At 61.9% G+C, this 16004-nt stretch carries 13 protein-coding genes; 12 read left to right on the forward strand and 1 reads right to left on the reverse strand.

Going from position 1 to position 16004, the window contains the following annotated elements; genetic code table 11:
- Positions 1-45: 45 nt before the first annotated feature.
- The 7 genes from APH30_RS01445 to APH30_RS01475 all read left to right on the forward strand — a co-directional run bounded on the left by APH30_RS01445 (position 46) and on the right by APH30_RS01475 (position 7895).
- Positions 46-501 (forward strand): hypothetical protein, encoded by a 456-nt coding sequence (locus tag APH30_RS01445; protein ID WP_054911489.1) that lies wholly within the window; start codon positions 46-48, stop codon positions 499-501.
- Between the two features lie 132 nt (positions 502-633).
- Positions 634-888, forward strand: a complete 255-nt coding sequence (locus APH30_RS01450; protein WP_009684718.1) for a YkgJ family cysteine cluster protein — start codon at positions 634-636, stop codon at positions 886-888.
- A 33-nt stretch (positions 889-921) separates the two neighbouring features.
- Complete coding sequence (locus tag APH30_RS01455; protein WP_009684717.1) at positions 922-1527, forward strand: START domain-containing protein; 606 nt, start codon at positions 922-924, stop codon at positions 1525-1527.
- A gap of 330 nt (positions 1528-1857) precedes the next feature.
- Positions 1858-3051 carry an HlyD family secretion protein gene (locus tag APH30_RS01460; protein ID WP_256221931.1) on the forward strand — a complete coding sequence of 398 codons (1194 nt, stop codon included), beginning with the start codon at positions 1858-1860 and terminating at the stop codon, positions 3049-3051.
- Positions 3048-4289 (forward strand): hypothetical protein, encoded by a 1242-nt coding sequence (locus APH30_RS01465; protein ID WP_054911490.1) that lies wholly within the window; start codon positions 3048-3050, stop codon positions 4287-4289. Before APH30_RS01460 ends, APH30_RS01465 begins: the two co-directional genes overlap by 4 nt.
- A 1-nt stretch (position 4290) precedes the next feature.
- Positions 4291-6423, forward strand: coding sequence for a glycosyltransferase family 2 protein (locus APH30_RS01470; RefSeq protein WP_054911491.1), 2133 nt, complete (start codon positions 4291-4293; stop codon positions 6421-6423).
- Between the two features lie 11 nt (positions 6424-6434).
- Positions 6435-7895, forward strand: coding sequence for an efflux transporter outer membrane subunit (locus APH30_RS01475; RefSeq protein WP_156326355.1), 1461 nt, complete (start codon positions 6435-6437; stop codon positions 7893-7895).
- Between the two features lie 125 nt (positions 7896-8020).
- On the opposite strand, the gene gltA is transcribed toward APH30_RS01475, so the two are convergent.
- Positions 8021-9310 (reverse strand): citrate synthase, encoded by a 1290-nt coding sequence (gltA, locus tag APH30_RS01480; RefSeq protein ID WP_029886714.1) that lies wholly within the window; start codon positions 9308-9310, stop codon positions 8021-8023.
- A 352-nt stretch (positions 9311-9662) separates the two neighbouring features.
- Between gltA and sdhC the strand changes: the two genes are divergently transcribed.
- From sdhC to APH30_RS01505, 5 genes are all read left to right on the forward strand, one after another.
- Complete coding sequence (gene sdhC, locus APH30_RS01485) at positions 9663-10049, forward strand: succinate dehydrogenase, cytochrome b556 subunit (protein ID WP_008091902.1); 387 nt, start codon at positions 9663-9665, stop codon at positions 10047-10049.
- The gene (gene sdhD / locus APH30_RS01490) at positions 10043-10411 is read left to right on the forward strand and encodes a succinate dehydrogenase, hydrophobic membrane anchor protein (RefSeq protein ID WP_008091903.1); all 369 of its coding nucleotides are present in this window, start codon (positions 10043-10045) and stop codon (positions 10409-10411) included. Before sdhC ends, sdhD begins: the two co-directional genes overlap by 7 nt.
- A gap of 3 nt (positions 10412-10414) precedes the next feature.
- On the forward strand, positions 10415-12187 hold the full coding sequence (gene sdhA, locus APH30_RS01495) for a succinate dehydrogenase flavoprotein subunit (protein WP_009684709.1): 1773 nt from the start codon (positions 10415-10417) through the stop codon (positions 12185-12187).
- Between the two features lie 11 nt (positions 12188-12198).
- The gene (locus APH30_RS01500; protein WP_009684708.1) at positions 12199-12903 is read left to right on the forward strand and encodes a succinate dehydrogenase iron-sulfur subunit; all 705 of its coding nucleotides are present in this window, start codon (positions 12199-12201) and stop codon (positions 12901-12903) included.
- Between the two features lie 246 nt (positions 12904-13149).
- Positions 13150-15981 carry a 2-oxoglutarate dehydrogenase E1 component gene (locus APH30_RS01505; protein WP_029886713.1) on the forward strand — a complete coding sequence of 944 codons (2832 nt, stop codon included), beginning with the start codon at positions 13150-13152 and terminating at the stop codon, positions 15979-15981.
- The last annotated feature ends 23 nt before the right edge of the window (positions 15982-16004 follow it).

A 16004-nucleotide genomic window follows, 5' to 3' on the forward strand; every position in this document is an offset into this window, starting at 1 on the left:
GAACAGGGAGCATACGAGCCTTTACAGCGGGTCTGTCCATTTGCCATGAATGCATTACGTCGTTTTGTTCTGATTCTGTGCCTTGCGGCCCCGTGCTGCGCCGCCGCGGGCCTGGCCTTCGCTGCGCAGCCGGCGCAGGCCCAGCAGGCACAGACAAAAAACGCCGCCAAGCCTGCGCAGAAGCCGGTGACCCGCAAAGCCCCTGCCAAGAAAGCGCAACCGCCAAGCAAGGCAGTTGCCAAGCCGCTGCCCAAGGCAAAGCTGGACCTGAGCCTGCCCACCGACCTGGTCGACAACCTTGAGCCAGACGTAGGGACACCTTCGCCGATCCAGCGCCGCAAACCGCTGCTGCCCCCTATGTTCCGGGACAAGCCGGAAGCCGACGACAGCCCGTTCCAGCTCAATGGCCGCTTGATCAACAATGAAATGCAGCTGCAACTGCGCAATGACAGCCGGCGTGAAGTGGAAGGTGCGGCCATCGATTTCGAGTACCGGCAGTAAGGGGCAAACTGACTGCCGGGTCATGTCATTTTTCATCGTGCCAGCAATTTCAAACACCTGTTTGGGCGGGTACTATCCAGGGGCGTTCGTCCCGTTACTTGTTTCAGGGAGTCCTGAGTTTGGTGAATCGCCATGAACTGCCGTGAGGGCTGCGGTGCCTGCTGCATTGCCCCGTCCATCACCTCTGCCATGCCGCGCATGCCCAATGGCAAGCCAGCTGGCGAGCGCTGCCTGCACCTGACGGCGGCCAACCTCTGCGACCTGTTCGGCAAGCCTGAGCGGCCAGCAGTGTGTGGCGGGTTCAAGGCAGATGTCGAGGTGTGTGGCAGTGACCGTGACGAAGCGATCAGGATTCTTGGCTGGTGGGAGCAGATGACGGCGGCGTGAAAGGCTGGATCTTCGACAACAAGGATAAACATGATGAGATCGTTAAAGCGTATTGCACTGCTGTGTGGCGTGGGTGTTCTGCTTTCGCCGGCGGCCTGGGCCGAAAACTGGCAAGTGGCCAAGGACGAGGAGGGCATCAAGGTGTCCCTCAGCGAAGTCGCTGGCTCCAAGTACAAGGCCTATCGCGGGGTGACCGTGATCAAGGCGCCGCTGGCCAAGGTCGAGGCACTGCAGGAAGACGCGGCCGGGGCATGTGCATGGATCCACGAATGCAAATCGCAGAAGCTGCTCAAGCATGAAGGTAACCAGAGCTGGACCTACACCCAGTTCAATACGCCATGGCCGGTGACGCCGCGCGATTCGGTGCTGCATATCACCACTGTCAAGGAGGCTGATGGCAGCGTCACCCGCAACCTGAAAGAAGAGCCGACCTACCTGCCGGAAGAGAAGGGCTTCGTGCGGGTGGCTAAAGTCGAAGGGTTCTGGAAGCTGGTGCCCAAGGGCGACACCACCGAAGTGACCTACCAGGTGCATACCGAGCCGGGTGGCAGCGTGCCGGCGATGGTCGCCAACAAGTTTGTGGTGGATTCGCCGTTCAATACCCTCAAACAGCTGCGTGAACGGGCTGAGAAGAACTGAGGCCTCGCACTGCCTGTAGCGCCTTCAGGTGATGGCGCTACAGCGGGCACCAGCGTCAATAAAAGAACGCCATTATTTGAGCGTTGCTGGAAGTTTGACAGCATAAATTTTTGGGCTTAGATTCAAACTCAGTGAGCCATTTCCTGCCCCCCTCTCGTGCTCACGCCAACTATAAAAAACGTGCTGCGTTTTTCTTCTGCTTTATAACTTCAAGACCTACGCCTTACCCACTTGTACCTCTGCGCTTGCGGGCCGTTTTGTCCTCGGTCTGTGCAAGGGCGAGCACTTGCCTATTGATTTTCATCCGCCGCGTGTGTGGGAGATATCATCGTGCATGCTAATCGACTTTCGTTATTGCCCCGGATCGCCGGGTACGGTGTATTGGCTTTCATGGGCTGGTTGCTGTTTTCGACATTGTTCATGCCGTTATTGTCGTCATCGGCAACCCGGGCCATTCTCAACGCACCGGTCATTCTGCTGACCACGCCCATCGATGGCGTGGTGCGTACCTTGAACATTCAGCCAGGCACCACGTTCACCACGGGCCAGGATATCGCAACCATCGAGAACCCCCGGGCGGAACAGGAAACGCTGCTGGGCTTGCAGACACGCCGGCTCACCTTGCAGCAGCAATTGGCGGCCATGGCCAGCCAGGCCGAACACGACCGCAAGTACTACAACGCGCTGGAGATCACCAGTCAGCAGTACCAGGATGCCTATGAGGTGCGCAAGCGCTACGCGCAGAAGGCCCTGAAGGCTGAGAGCGGGGCTGCTGGCGCACGCCTTGCCGATGCCCGGGAAACACTGGCACGTAACCTTGAGCTGTTTCGCCAAGGCGCGGTGAGCGAGGCCGTCGTGGCCAGTTCCCGGGCGCAACTGGCCTCGTTGCAGGCCGATGCCGAGACCATTCGCTCGCGGGTACACATCAACGATGGTGATCTTAATGCGGCCAAGGACCAGGTCTACCTGGACCCCGAGCAATTGCGCATGTTCGACCTCAAGTCGCAGATGACCACGCTGAAACTTAGCCTGGATAATCTGGAACGCAACCGGGTAACCCTCGAAGAAGAACTTTCCCACCTCGACCAGTTGATAGAAAGTGAGCAAAACCGGGTGCGGATGATGGCGGCTTATAATGTGGTGGCGTATGCATCCGGCACGGTGCAAGAGTTGATCGCCCCGCAAGGCACGCAAGTACGGGCGGGTGCAACGCTATTGCGCGCTACCAATTGCAGTCAAAGTTATGTTATTGCGGTATTCCCGGAGCGAATGGCCAGTCGGATCGACCGGGATAGCGAACTGCAAGTATCGATCCGCGGTGTCGCGCAACCGCTGAAAGCCAAAGTCGTGCAGTTGCTGTCAAGCCCGACCGATGTACAAAGCAGCAATTACAGTGTGCCGTTTCCTTATGCCGAGCAGAACTCGGTCTATGTGGTAGGTACGTTCGACAACAACTTGCCGGCCGATGAACGCCTGTTGACCTGCAACCCTGGCAACTGGGTGACCGCGACGGTATCGCGATGAACGGCTGGGTGCTTTTTGCGGGGGTGCTCGGGCTGGTGCTGGGCAGCCAGGCCGTGGCCCTGGAGCCTCGGGCCCGCCTGCAGCACATGACCTGCGCAGGCATCGGGCAGGCGGTGGCGGCTCAAGGCCAAGGGCCGTTGTTGCTGGCCAGCTATCCGCAGCAACCGGGGCAGCCTGCCGTGCCAGGCGTGCTGCAAGGCGTGGCATTCACCTACGACAACGCGTTGGCCAGCATCGCCTTGTTTGCCTGCGGCAATGCGCCAGCTGCCCGACAAATTGCCGACGCTTTGGCCTATGCCATCGATCACGACCCTGAGTACCGCGATGGCCGGGTGCGCAATGCCTACGCCGCTGGCCCGCTGCAGGCCGCGCCTGTGCGGCTGCCGGGCTACTGGAGCGATGAGCGTGCTGCATGGAGCCAGGATGCGTACCAGGTGGGCAGTGCGACCGGTAATCAGGCGTGGGCAGCGCTGGCGTTGCTGGAGGCTTATCGGCACAGCGGTGAAGCGCGTTATTTGCAGGCGAGCAGAAAGGTGCTCGACTGGGCCCGGCGCACCACCTTCGACAAGGGGCCACCGGCAGGCTTCAACGGAGGCATTTACGGGTTCGCCGCTGCCCCGCAGGTGCAAACCTGGAAGTCCACTGAGCATAACGTCGATCTGGCGGCAGCCTGGGCCTCGTTGGCGCGGCTGGACAACGATAGCGAAGCTGGCCGGCAGGCGCGCATCGCCCGCGGCTTCGTCGAGGCCCACTGGGATGCCGGCCAAGGCCGGTTCCTGATCGGTACCTTGCCCGATGGCCGAACACCGCAGACGCAGCAGTCTGGCCTGGATGCGCAGATCTGGCCGCTGATTGCCATTGCCGACGCACCGCAGCAGTGGCTGCAGGCACTGACGTTCGTGGAGCGGGCCCATGGTTTCGCTCAGGGCTATGGCTTCAAGCAGGACCCTGACGGTATCTGGACCGAAGGCACGGCGCAGGTGGCGGCCGTTGCCAGCCTTCGCGGCCTGGTGCCCCTGGCGCAGCCATTGTGGCCGTTGTTGCTGGCGCAACAGGCTGGCGATGGCTGGCTGTACGCCACCCCGGAGGCACAGGTCAGCACGGGGCTGAGCGTGGGGCCGGACTCGACCCATGACGATTTCCTGTACTTCCACCTGCCCCATTTGGGCGCCACGGCATGGGCGGCGATCGCTGCCACCGGCGTCAACCCTTTCACTGGCGATTACAAGGCCCACTGACATGCAAGCACTGGACGCGACACAACTGCTGCAAATCAACCTGTGGACGCTGGCCATCGTGGTCCTGCTGAGTTGCATGGCCCACCGCGAGCAATGGCTGGCGCGCCTGCTGTTTGGCGCGCTGACCGCGGCACTGCTGGTCAGGTACGTGGCCTGGCGGTTCGCCGACACCTTGCCTGACAGCCGCGCGGGGTTCGCCACGGTATGGGCTTATGGCTTCCTGTTCTTCGAGTTGTTGGGCATTGCCTATACCTTGTTTTCGATCGTGGTGATGTGCCGGCGCAGCGATCACCGCTACGCCGCGGACGCTGGCGAGCAGCGCTTGCGCGCGATGGGGGCCGAGGCGCCAGCGGTCGATGTGTTCATCTGCACCTACAACGAAGGGCTCGAGGTTCTGGAGAAGACCATCATTGCCGCGCAGGCCATGGACTACCCCAACTTCACCCTCTGGGTGCTGGATGACACGCGGCGGGACTGGCTGCGCGACTACTGCGCGAGCATGGGGGTGCGTTACACGCGGCGCGATGACAACCTGCACGCCAAGGCGGGCAACCTGAACAACGGCCTGCGCCAGTCGGCAGCCAGTACCAACGCGCCGTACATACTGGTGCTGGATGCAGACTTCGCCCCGCAGCGGCCGATTCTGCTGCGGACCTTGGGGTTGTTCCAGGACCCTAAGGTCGGGTTGGTGCAGACCCCGCAGTTCTACTACAACCCGGACCCCATCCAGCATAACCTGGGGTCGGCAAACAGCTGGGTGGATGAGCAACGGGTATTCTTCGATGTGTTCCAGCCTGCCAAGGATGCCTGGAACGCAGCGTTCTGCGTGGGCACTTCGTTCGTGGTGCGGCGTGATCTGGTCGAGCGCATGGGTGGTTTTCCGACGGGGTCGGTCTGTGAGGACATCTACACGTCCTACCGCCTGATGCAGGTGGGCTACATCACCCGCTGGCTGAACGAGCGTTTGTCCATCGGGCTGTCTGCCGAGGGCCTGACCGAGTACATCAACCAGCGTGGCCGCTGGTGCCTGGGGACGATCCAGGTGGCCTTGCTGCGCCAGGGGCCGCTGTTCGGTCGCGGCTATGGCCTGAACGATCGCCTGCATTACCTGCACGGCCTGCTGCATTGGTGCTCCAAGCCCTTCATCCTGATGATGCTGGTGTCGCCGGTGCTGTATTGGTATTTCGGCATTGCCGGTTTCTATGCAACGCCGGCAGCGTTTCTGGCCTTCGGTATGCCGGCGCTGATCGCCTATTGGGGTTACAGCACCTGGGTGACCGGGCGGCGTTCACTGCCGATCTTCACCGAGGTGACGCAGATCGTTTGCGCATTGGCGGTGACCGCGACCCTGATCAGTGCTGCGATTCGCCCGTTCGGGCGGCCTTTCAAGGTGACGGCCAAAGGCCTGGACCGCTCACAGACCCAGGTGCACTGGAAGCTGTTCGGGTTTTTCCTGGCCTTGAGTGTGTTGGCGCAGGTCGGCGCAATCACGGCGATCAGCACTGCCAGCCGACTGGACGGCAATATGCTGTTCAACCTGAGCTGGACGGTGCTGGTGCTGCTGTACAACCTGGCGACACTGGTGGCCTGCGTTGATCGGCCACGGCTACACGGCGAGGAGCGCTTTCCGTTTGCTCGGCCCACCCAGCTGCGCCTGGGCACCGGTACGCTGGGTGGGCAACTGGTCGATATCTCGATCAGCGGGGCGGCGTTCGAAGGCGCCATGGCCGGCGAGGTGCCGTGCGGCAGGCGTGGCCAGGTATGGGTGGACAAGGTGGGCTGGCTGGGGGCAGAGGTGGTACGCCGGGATGGCAGCCAACGGCTGGGGCTGCGCTTCGTGGCGGTGCATGAGGCGCAGCGGCGCGCGCTGATCACCAGGCTGTTCAGCCAGGCCAATCCCAATGTGGCCAGCACGGCGCAACCCGCCACTGCGTTCTTCACACTGCTGCGCCGGGCGCTGCTGGGCGAAGGCGACTGGCGCCTGCGGCTGGTGCGCCGGCCGCGGCAGGCGCCCATCGCCAGCGCGCGGGTGGCTGTGAAACGCCGCAGCGCCCAGCCGGCCCCCCTGCAGGCTTCCAGCGGCCCTCTCGGCGTGCTGGCTCAACTGCGTGCCTTGATGAACAGCGTTTGGTGAGGGAAGGGCCCATGACTAGACCCCTGCAGTGTGTGATGTTGGCCGCTCAACTGTCTTTGGCCGGCTGTTCGCTCGAGCCTGCCTACGAGACACCGGCGTCCCCCATGGACACCGGCTGGCCGGATAGCGTCGAGGCGGGCTGCTGTGATCCGCGAAACGCTTTCGACCCGGATTGGCGAGCGTTCGTCAGTGACAGCCGCTTGCGCCGGTTGATCGAGTTAGCCCTGGTCGACAACCGTGACTTGCAGCAAGCCGCAGCCAGCGTGGCGCAGGCCAGGGCAGGCTATCAGGGCGCCGCGGCAGCGCTGTACCCCAGCCTGGGCGTCGACACCTATGCCGGGCGCGCAAAGTTGCCGGCGCTGGAGCAAACCCCCGGGGGCGGCTCCAGTGCCGGTAGTGTGGCCAACACCTTCCAGGCCACCGTGGGGTTCACGGCCTATGAGCTGGACTTCTTCGGCCGGGCGCGAAGCCAGGCCCATGCGGCCGAGGCGCGCTTTCATGCCACGCTGGCCGACTACCAGGCTGCACGCATGGCCTTGATCGGCGAAGTGGCCGGGACCTGGCTGACGCTCAAGGCCAATCAGAGCTTGCTTGGGCTGGCAGAGCGCACATTCGAATCCCAGCAGCATTACGGGCAATTACTGCGTTCCAGTTTCAACCTGGGTTCGACCGCACGCATCGATGTCCACCAAGCCGATGCCATCACCAACACTGCTGCCGTGCAAGTCAGTACCTACCGGATGCAAGTGGCGCAGAACCTCAATGCTTTGCGGGTGCTGGTAGGGCAAACGGTACCGGCCGGGCTGTTGCCGGAGGGCCAGCTTGGGGCGCAGATGGCGACAGCCGATGTACCCGCCGGGGTGCCTTCAAGCCTGCTTGAGCGGCGGCCCGATATCCGGGCGGCGCAGGCTCAGCTACGCGCTGCCAATGCAGAAATCGGCAGTGCGCGGGCCGCCTATTTCCCCAGCTTTTCGTTGACAGGCGCGCTGGGTAGCCTGAGTGGGGACTTTTCGCGGCTGCTGACAAGCCCGGCTCAGTTCTGGAACCTGGCGGCGCTCGGTTCGCTGACATTGCTCGATGCCGGCCAGCGCAGTGCAGGGGTTGATGCCACTTGGGCCCAATACGACCAGCGTGTGGCTGCTTACGAGCAGACCGTGCTCAACGCCTTCCGTGAAGCGGCCAATGCGTTGAATGCGCGGCAGGAGATGCTGCCGCAGGTCGCGGCCCAGCGGCAGCTGGTCGAGGACTATGAGCAAGCCTACCGGCAGTCGCGGCTGCGTTTCGAGGCAGGTCTGGACAGCTACTTCTCGACCATGGACGCCCAGCGCTCGCTGTTCGGTGCGCAGCAGCGTTGGCTGGAGCTGGAGCTGGCGCGCGAGATCAACCAGGTGAACCTGTTCAAGGCGCTCGGGGGTGGCTGGTCACCGGGGCCGACGGCAATCGTGGGCAGTGCTGCGCAAGTCGCACGCTAGTTGGCCTGGGTGGCTGATGCGTATCGCCGGGGGAGGGCATGAGCCAGCCCTTGGGCCGCGCGACACCAGGCGTGCGCGCGGCCCAAGGGCTGGCCGGGGGGGCTGAAGCGTTACCCGATCAAGCCTTACTTGCGGTCGCCGAGGGCAACGATGTCGCGCTTCTGCTCGCCGGTGTACAGCTGGCGCGGACGGCCGATCTTGTACGGGCTGGAGAGCATTTCCTTCCAGTGCGAAATCCAGCCCACGGTACGTGCCAGGGCGAAGATCACGGTGAACATGCTGGTTGGAATGCCGATCGCCTTGAGGATGATCCCCGAGTAGAAGTCGACGTTCGGGTACAGCGAGCGCTCGATGAAGTACGGATCGGTCAGTGCGATCTCTTCCAGGCGCATGGCCAGTTCCAGCTGCGGGTCGTTCTTGATGCCCAGCTCGCGCAGTACTTCATCGCAGGTCTGTTTCATCACGGTGGCGCGCGGGTCACGGTTCTTGTAGACGCGGTGACCGAAGCCCATCAGCTTGAACGGGTCGTTCTTGTCCTTGGCCTTGGCGATGAAGGTGTCGATGTTCGAGACATCGCCGATTTCATCGAGCATGGTCAGTACGGCTTCGTTCGCACCGCCGTGCGCCGGGCCCCACAGGGCAGCGATGCCCGCGGCGATACAGGCGAACGGGTTGGCACCCGACGAGCCGGCCAGGCGAACGGTGGAGGTGGAGGCGTTCTGCTCATGGTCGGCATGGAGGATGAAGATCCGGTCCATTGCCTTGGCCAGTACCGGGCTGATCGGTTTGATCTCGCACGGGGTGTTGAACATCATGTGCAGGAAGTTTTCCGCGTACGACAGGTCGTTGCGCGGGTACATCATCGGCTGGCCCATGGAGTACTTGTAAACCATCGCCGCCAGGGTCGGCATCTTCGCGACCAGGCGCACCGCGGAGATTTCGCGGTGTTGCGGGTTATTGATGTCCAGGGAGTCGTGGTAGAACGCCGACAGGGCGCCGACTACACCGCACATGACCGCCATCGGGTGGGCGTCGCGGCGGAAACCGTTGAAGAACGACTTCAGCTGCTCGTGAACCATGGTGTGGTTTTTCACGGTGCTGACGAACTGCGCCTTCTGCTCGGCATTCGGCAGTTCGCCGTTGAGCAGCAGGTAGCAGGTTTCGAGGTAGTCGGATTGCTCGGCGAGCTGTTCGATCGGGTAGCCGCGGTGCAGCAGGATCCCTTTGTCGCCGTCAATGTAGGTGATCTTCGACTCGCACGAGGCGGTCGCCATGAAACCAGGGTCGAAGGTGAAGTGACCAGTGGCCCCTAACCCGCGGACGTCGATTACATCAGGACCAACGGTGCCGGTTAAAATGGGCAGCTCGACGGGGGCAGCGCCCTCGATGACCAACTGCGCTTTTTTGTCAGCCATGTGGCCTCCTATTAATGCTTGAAATCATCAGACAGACCCCCCACGCAGGGCCCGCACCACTATAGAGGGATAAATTCAGATGTCAATTTGCCTAAAGGCTTGTTGAATCAGGCATTCAAGCCTGATTTTTCCCGAAATTCTCGCCCATTTACGCCTTTTGTTCATTAAAGGCAATGCGCTATTTGGGCTACCCCGTCACGTTGTCATAAGCAGCCTAACTGTCTATACTCGGCACCCGACCGCCAGGGGCTTGCAAGCCCGAACTGCTGGGGGTCGCCGTTCCCTGGGTGGTGGGTACCTGACCAGTACACTTACCAACAACTTTGCCCTGATTCGCTAGGGGCTCTTCAGTGTGAAAAAAGCCGTGAAAAGCCAACGACCTGTAAACCTAGACCTAAGGACCATCAAGCTCCCTGTCACTGCGTACACGTCCATCCTGCACCGTATCTCCGGCGTCATCCTGTTCATCGGCCTTGCCATCATGCTTTATGCACTGGGCAAATCGCTGGGTTCCGAGGAAGGCTTCGGCGAGGTGAAGGCGTGTCTGACCAGCCCGCTGGCCAAGTTCGTGACCTGGGGGCTGTTGTCTGCCCTGCTTTATCACCTCGTGGCAGGTGTTCGTCACCTGATCATGGACATGGGCATCGGCGAGACGCTGGAAGGCGGCAAGCTGGGCTCGAAAATCGTGATCGTCATCTCCGTGGTGCTGATCGTTCTGGTGGGAGTTTGGGTATGGTAACCAATGTCACGAACCTGTCGCGTTCGGGCCTCTATGACTGGATGGCGCAGCGCGTATCTGCGGTCGTTCTCGCGGCTTATTTCATCTTCCTGATCGGCTACGTGGTCGCCCACCCAGGCATCGACTACACCCAGTGGCATGGTCTGTTCTCCAACAACGCGATGCGAATCTTCAGCTTGCTGGCCCTCGTTGCCCTCGGCGCTCACGCCTGGGTCGGCATGTGGACCATTGCTACCGACTACCTGACGCCTATGTCGTTCGGCAAGTCGGCAACTGCGATTCGTTTCCTGTTCCAGGCGGTATGCGGCGTTGCGATGTTCGCTTACTTCGTCTGGGGTGTGCAGATTCTCTGGGGTATCTGATTCATGGCTAGCATTCCAACCATTTCTTTCGACGCCATCATCATCGGTGGCGGCGGCGCCGGCATGCGCGCTGCGCTGCAACTGGCGCAAGGCGGCCACAAGACTGCCGTAGTCACCAAGGTCTTCCCGACCCGTTCGCACACTGTATCCGCCCAGGGTGGCATCACCTGCGCCATCGCTTCGGCCGACCCGAACGACGACTGGCGCTGGCACATGTACGATACCGTCAAGGGTTCCGACTACATCGGCGACCAGGACGCTATCGAATACATGTGTCAGGAAGGCCCGGCTGCCGTGTTCGAGCTGGACCACATGGGCCTGCCGTTCTCGCGTACCGAAACCGGCCGTATCTACCAGCGCCCGTTCGGTGGCCAGTCCAAGGACTTCGGTAAAGGTGGCCAGGCCGCCCGTACCTGCGCGGCGTCCGACCGTACCGGTCATGCGCTGCTGCACACCCTGTACCAGGGTAACCTGAAGGCCGGCACCACCTTCCTCAACGAGTACTACGCCGTTGACCTGGTGAAAAACAAGGAAGGCGCTTTCGTTGGTGTGATCGCGATCTGCATCGAAACCGGCGAAACCATGTACATCAAGTCCAAGGCTACCGTGTTGGCCACTGGCGGTGCCGGTCGTATCTACGCCTCCACCACCAACGCCCTGATCAACACCGGTGACGGTATCGGCATGGCCCTGCGTGCAGGCGTTCCGGTGCAGGACATCGAAATGTGGCAGTTCCACCCGACCGGCATCGCCGGCGCCGGTGTACTGGTCACCGAAGGTTGCCGTGGTGAGGGTGGCTACCTGATCAACGCCCACGGCGAGCGCTTCATGGAGCGTTACGCGCCGAACGCCAAAGACCTGGCCGGCCGCGACGTGGTCGCCCGTTCCATGGTCAAGGAAATCATCGCCGGCAACGGCGTGGGCCCGAACAAGGACCACGTGCTGCTGAAGCTGGACCACCTGGGCGAAGAAGTGCTGCACAGCCGCCTGCCAGGTATCTGCGAGCTGTCCAAGACCTTCGCCCACGTCGACCCGGTTGTCGCGCCGGTGCCGGTGGTTCCGACCTGCCACTACATGATGGGTGGTGTTGCCACCAACATTCATGGCCAGGCCATCACCATGGACGAAGAAGGCAAGGATCACATCATCCCTGGCCTGTTCGCCGTAGGTGAAGTTGCGTGCGTATCGGTACACGGTGCCAACCGCCTGGGCGGCAACTCGCTGCTCGACCTGGTGGTATTCGGCCGTGCTGCCGGCCTGCACCTGGAGAAGGCACTGAGCGACGGTATCGAGCACCTCGACGCCAGCGACACCGATATCGATGTTGCCCTGAACCGCCTGAACAAGCTCAACGAGCGTACTTCCGGTGAAGACGTAGCCAGCCTGAAGCGCGAGCTGCAGAGCTGCATGCAGAACTACTTCGGTGTGTTCCGTACCGGCGAATACATGCAGAAGGGTATCGAGCAACTGGCCGGCCTGCGTGAGCGCATCGCCAACGTCAAGATCAACGACAAGTCCCAGGCCTTCAACACCGCGCGTATCGAAGCGCTGGAGCTGCAGAACCTGCTGGAAGTCGCCGAAGCTACCGCCATCGCGGCCGAAGCCCGTAAAGAGTCCCGTGGCGCTCACGCCCGTGAAGACTTCGAAGACCGTGACGACGAAAACTGGCTGTGCCACACCCTGTACTACCCGGGTGAGAAGCGCGTTGCCAAGCGTGGCGTCAACTTTGCGCCGAAGACTGTTCCAGCCTTCGAACCAAAAGTCCGGACTTACTAAGGGTGGCTGCTATGTTGAAAGTCGAAGTTTATCGTTACAACCCGGATACCGATTCGGCGCCAAAAATGGAGTCGTTCGACGTCGATACCGGCGGCAAGGACTTGATGGTGCTGGACGTACTGGCCCTGATCAAGGAAAAGGACGAAGGTTTCTCGTACCGTCGTTCCTGCCGTGAAGGCGTGTGCGGTTCCGATGGCATGAACATGAACGGCAAGAACGGCCTGGCCTGCATCACCCCGCTGTCGGCGGTGGTCAAGGGCAACAAGCTGGTTCTGCGCCCTCTGCCAGGCCTGCCGGTCATTCGCGACCTGGTGGTCGACATGAGCATCTTCTACAAGCAGTACGAGAAGGTGAAGCCGTTCCTGCAGAACGACACGCCGGCCCCGGCCATCGAGCGCCTGCAGTCGCCGGAAGACCGCGAAAAGCTGGACGGCCTGTACGAGTGCATCCTGTGCGCTTGCTGCTCGACTTCCTGCCCGTCGTTCTGGTGGAACCCGGACAAGTTCCTGGGCCCGGCCGCGCTGCTGCAGGCTTACCGTTTCCTGGCCGACAGCCGCGACACCAAGACTCAGGAGCGCCTGGCGTCCCTGGATGACCCGTTCAGCGTATTCCGCTGCCGCGGGATCATGAACTGCGTGAACGTTTGCCCGAAAGGTCTCAACCCGACCAAGGCAATCGGCCACGTACGTAACATGCTGCTGCAAAGCGGCACCTGATACACAGTGTTGTACCTGCAGTAAGCCGAGGTGCGGGCGGTGAGCCCGCACTGAGGTAAAACCCGAGCAAGGGCCCAAAAAGCCCGCGCTCATTACCTATGAAGATATGAGACCAGCAGGGGCTTTCCGGGCTGGTACCCGGAAAATCAGCAGGATCCAGGTGGCGTGGTTCAGTCGCTGTTTTCGGACTTTTCCAGGTTTGCTTCGGCTCTCGCCGATCAGTCCCCTAATCGAGGGTGACCAAGCATGCAAGAAAGCGTGATGCAGCGCATGTGGGATAGCGCCCACCTTTCAGGTGGTAACGCTGCATATGTGGAAGAGCTCTACGAGCTCTACCTGCACGACCCTAACGCTGTGCCAGAAGAGTGGCGCACTTACTTCCAGAAGTTGCCAGCCGACGGCAGCACCGCTACTGATGTATCGCACTCGACAATCCGCGACCATTTCGTACTGCTGGCAAAGAACCAGCGCCGCGCCCAACCGGTATCTGCCGGGAGCGTGAGCAGTGAACACGAGAAGAAGCAGGTTGAAGTTCTGCGACTGATCCAGGCCTATCGTATGCGCGGCCATCAGGCTGCCAAGCTCGACCCGTTGGGGTTGTGGCAGCGCCCTGCGCCCGTAGACCTGTCGATCAATCACTACGGCTTGACCAATGCCGATCTTGATACGACCTTCCGTGCCGGCGACCTGTTCATCGGCAAAGAGGAGGCGAGCCTACGCGACATCCTGGATGCACTCCAGAAGACATATTGTCGCACCATTGGCGCCGAGTTCACCCACATCGTCGATTCCGAGCAGCGCAGCTGGTTCCAGCAGCGCCTGGAGAGCGTGCGCGGCCGTCCGGAATACTCCGCTGACGTGCAGGCCCACCTGCTCGAGCGCGTTACCGCCGGTGAAGGCCTGGAAAAATACCTGGGCACCAAGTACCCAGGCACCAAGCGCTTCGGCCTGGAAGGTGGCGAGAGCCTGATCCCGATGCTGGACGAAATGATCCAGCGTTCCGGCTCCTACGGCACCAAGGAAGTGGTCATCGGCATGGCCCACCGTGGCCGTCTGAACGTGCTGGTGAACACCTTCGGCAAGAGCCCGCGCGAGCTGTTCGACGAGTTCGAAGGCAAGAAGATGAACGAGCTGGGCTCCGGTGACGTGAAATATCACCAGGGCTTCTCCTCGAACGTGATGACCTCCGGTGGCGAAGTGCACCTGGCCATGGCGTTCAACCCGTCCCACCTGGAAATCGTTTCGCCGGTGGTCGAGGGTTCGGTGCGCGCCCGTCAGGACCGCCGCAACGACACCGTTGGCGACAAGGTGCTGCCGATCTCGATCCACGGCGACGCTGCATTCGCCGGCCAGGGTGTGGTCATGGAAACCTTCCAGATGTCGCAGACCCGCGGTTTCAAGACCGGCGGCACCGTGCACATCGTGATCAACAACCAGGTTGGTTTCACCATCAGCAACCCGCTGGACGCGCGCTCCACCGAGTACGCCACCGACGTGGCCAAGATGATCCAGGCGCCGATCCTGCACGTGAACGGCGATGACCCGGAAGCAGTGCTGTTCGTCACCCAGCTGGCCATCGACTACCGCATGCAGTTCAAGCGTGACGTGGTCATCGACCTGGTCTGCTACCGCCGTCGCGGCCACAACGAGGCCGACGAGCCGAGCGGCACCCAGCCGCTGATGTACCAGCAGATCACCAAGCAGCGTACCACCCGCGAGCTGTACGCCGAGTCGCTGATCCAGGCTGGCCGTATCGATGCCGAGCGTGCCCAGGCGAAGATCGACGAGTACCGCAACGCGCTGGACAACGGCCTGCACGTGGTGAAAAGCCTGGTCAAGGAGCCGAACCGCGAGCTGTTCGTCGACTGGCGCCCCTACCTGGGCCATGCCTGGACTGCGCGTCACGACACCCGCTTCGACCTCAAGACCTTGCAGGACCTGTCGGCCAAGCTGCTGGAAATCCCGGAAGGCTTCGTCGTCCAGCGCCAGGTGGCGAAGATCTACGAAGACCGCCAGAAGATGCAGGCCGGTGGCTTGCCGATCAACTGGGGCTATGCAGAAACCATGGCCTACGCCACCCTGCAGTTCGAAGGTCACCCGATCCGCATGACCGGCCAGGACATCGGCCGTGGCACCTTCTCGCACCGCCATGCAGTGCTGCACAACCAGAAGGATGCCGGCACTTACGTACCGCTGAAGAACCTGTTCCCGGGCCAGCCGATGTTCGAGCTGTACGACTCCTTCCTGTCGGAAGAAGCCGTGCTGGCCTTCGAATATGGCTACTCGACCACCACGCCGAACGCGCTGGTGATCTGGGAAGCCCAGTTCGGCGACTTCGCCAACGGTGCGCAAGTGGTCATCGACCAGTTCATCACCAGCGGCGAGCACAAGTGGGGTCGCCTGTGCGGCCTGACCATGCTGCTGCCGCACGGCTATGAAGGGCAGGGCCCGGAGCACTCCTCCGCGCGCCTGGAGCGTTACCTGCAGCTGTGTGCCGAGCACAACATCCAGGTCTGCGTGCCAACCACGCCGGCGCAGATCTACCACCTGCTGCGTCGTCAGGTCATTCGCCCGCTGCGCAAGCCGCTGATCGTGCTGACACCGAAGTCGCTGCTGCGTCACAAACTGGCCGTTTCGACCCTGGAAGACCTGGCAGAAGGCTCGTTCCAGACCGTGATCCCGGAAATCGACAACCTCGATCCGGCCAAGGTCGAACGCCTGGTCCTGTGCGGCGGCAAGGTCTACTACGACCTGCTGGAGAAACGCCGTGCCGAGGGCCGCGAAGACATCGCCATCGTGCGTATCGAGCAGCTGTATCCGTTCCCGGAGGACGACCTGGTCGAAATCCTGGCGCCGTACACCAACCTCAAGCATGCCGTGTGGTGTCAGGAAGAGCCGATGAACCAGGGTGCCTGGTACAGCAGCCAGCACCACATGCGCCGTATCCTGGGCCGCCACAACAAGGCACTGGTCCTGGAATACGCCGGCCGCGACGCTTCCGCCGCGCCAGCTTGTGGTTACGCTTCGAAGCACGCCGAACAGCAGGAAAAACTGCTGCAAGACGCCTTCACTGTCTAACGCCTTCGCGCACCTGAAACCGA

This window comes from Pseudomonas sp. NBRC 111127 (genome assembly GCF_001320345.1).
GTDB classification, from domain to species: domain Bacteria; phylum Pseudomonadota; class Gammaproteobacteria; order Pseudomonadales; family Pseudomonadaceae; genus Aquipseudomonas; species Aquipseudomonas juntendi.

Bases quoted from the DNA above. Each gene is read 5' to 3' on its own strand.
- gltA (WP_029886714.1), bottom strand. From the start codon at position 9,310: ATGGCTGACAAAAAAGCGCAGTTGGTCATCGAGGGCGCTGCCCCCGTC.
- APH30_RS01470 (WP_054911491.1), top strand. From the start codon at position 4,291: ATGCAAGCACTGGACGCGACACAACTGCTGCAAATCAACCTGTGGACG.
- APH30_RS01455 (WP_009684717.1), top strand. From the start codon at position 922: ATGAGATCGTTAAAGCGTATTGCACTGCTGTGTGGCGTGGGTGTTCTG.
- APH30_RS01445 (WP_054911489.1), top strand. From the start codon at position 46: ATGAATGCATTACGTCGTTTTGTTCTGATTCTGTGCCTTGCGGCCCCG.
- APH30_RS01475 (WP_156326355.1), top strand. From the start codon at position 6,435: ATGACTAGACCCCTGCAGTGTGTGATGTTGGCCGCTCAACTGTCTTTG.
- sdhA (WP_009684709.1), top strand. From the start codon at position 10,415: ATGGCTAGCATTCCAACCATTTCTTTCGACGCCATCATCATCGGTGGC.
- APH30_RS01450 (WP_009684718.1), top strand. From the start codon at position 634: ATGAACTGCCGTGAGGGCTGCGGTGCCTGCTGCATTGCCCCGTCCATC.
- APH30_RS01465 (WP_054911490.1), top strand. From the start codon at position 3,048: ATGAACGGCTGGGTGCTTTTTGCGGGGGTGCTCGGGCTGGTGCTGGGC.
- APH30_RS01505 (WP_029886713.1), top strand. From the start codon at position 13,150: ATGCAAGAAAGCGTGATGCAGCGCATGTGGGATAGCGCCCACCTTTCA.
- APH30_RS01500 (WP_009684708.1), top strand. From the start codon at position 12,199: ATGTTGAAAGTCGAAGTTTATCGTTACAACCCGGATACCGATTCGGCG.
- sdhD (WP_008091903.1), top strand. From the start codon at position 10,043: ATGGTAACCAATGTCACGAACCTGTCGCGTTCGGGCCTCTATGACTGG.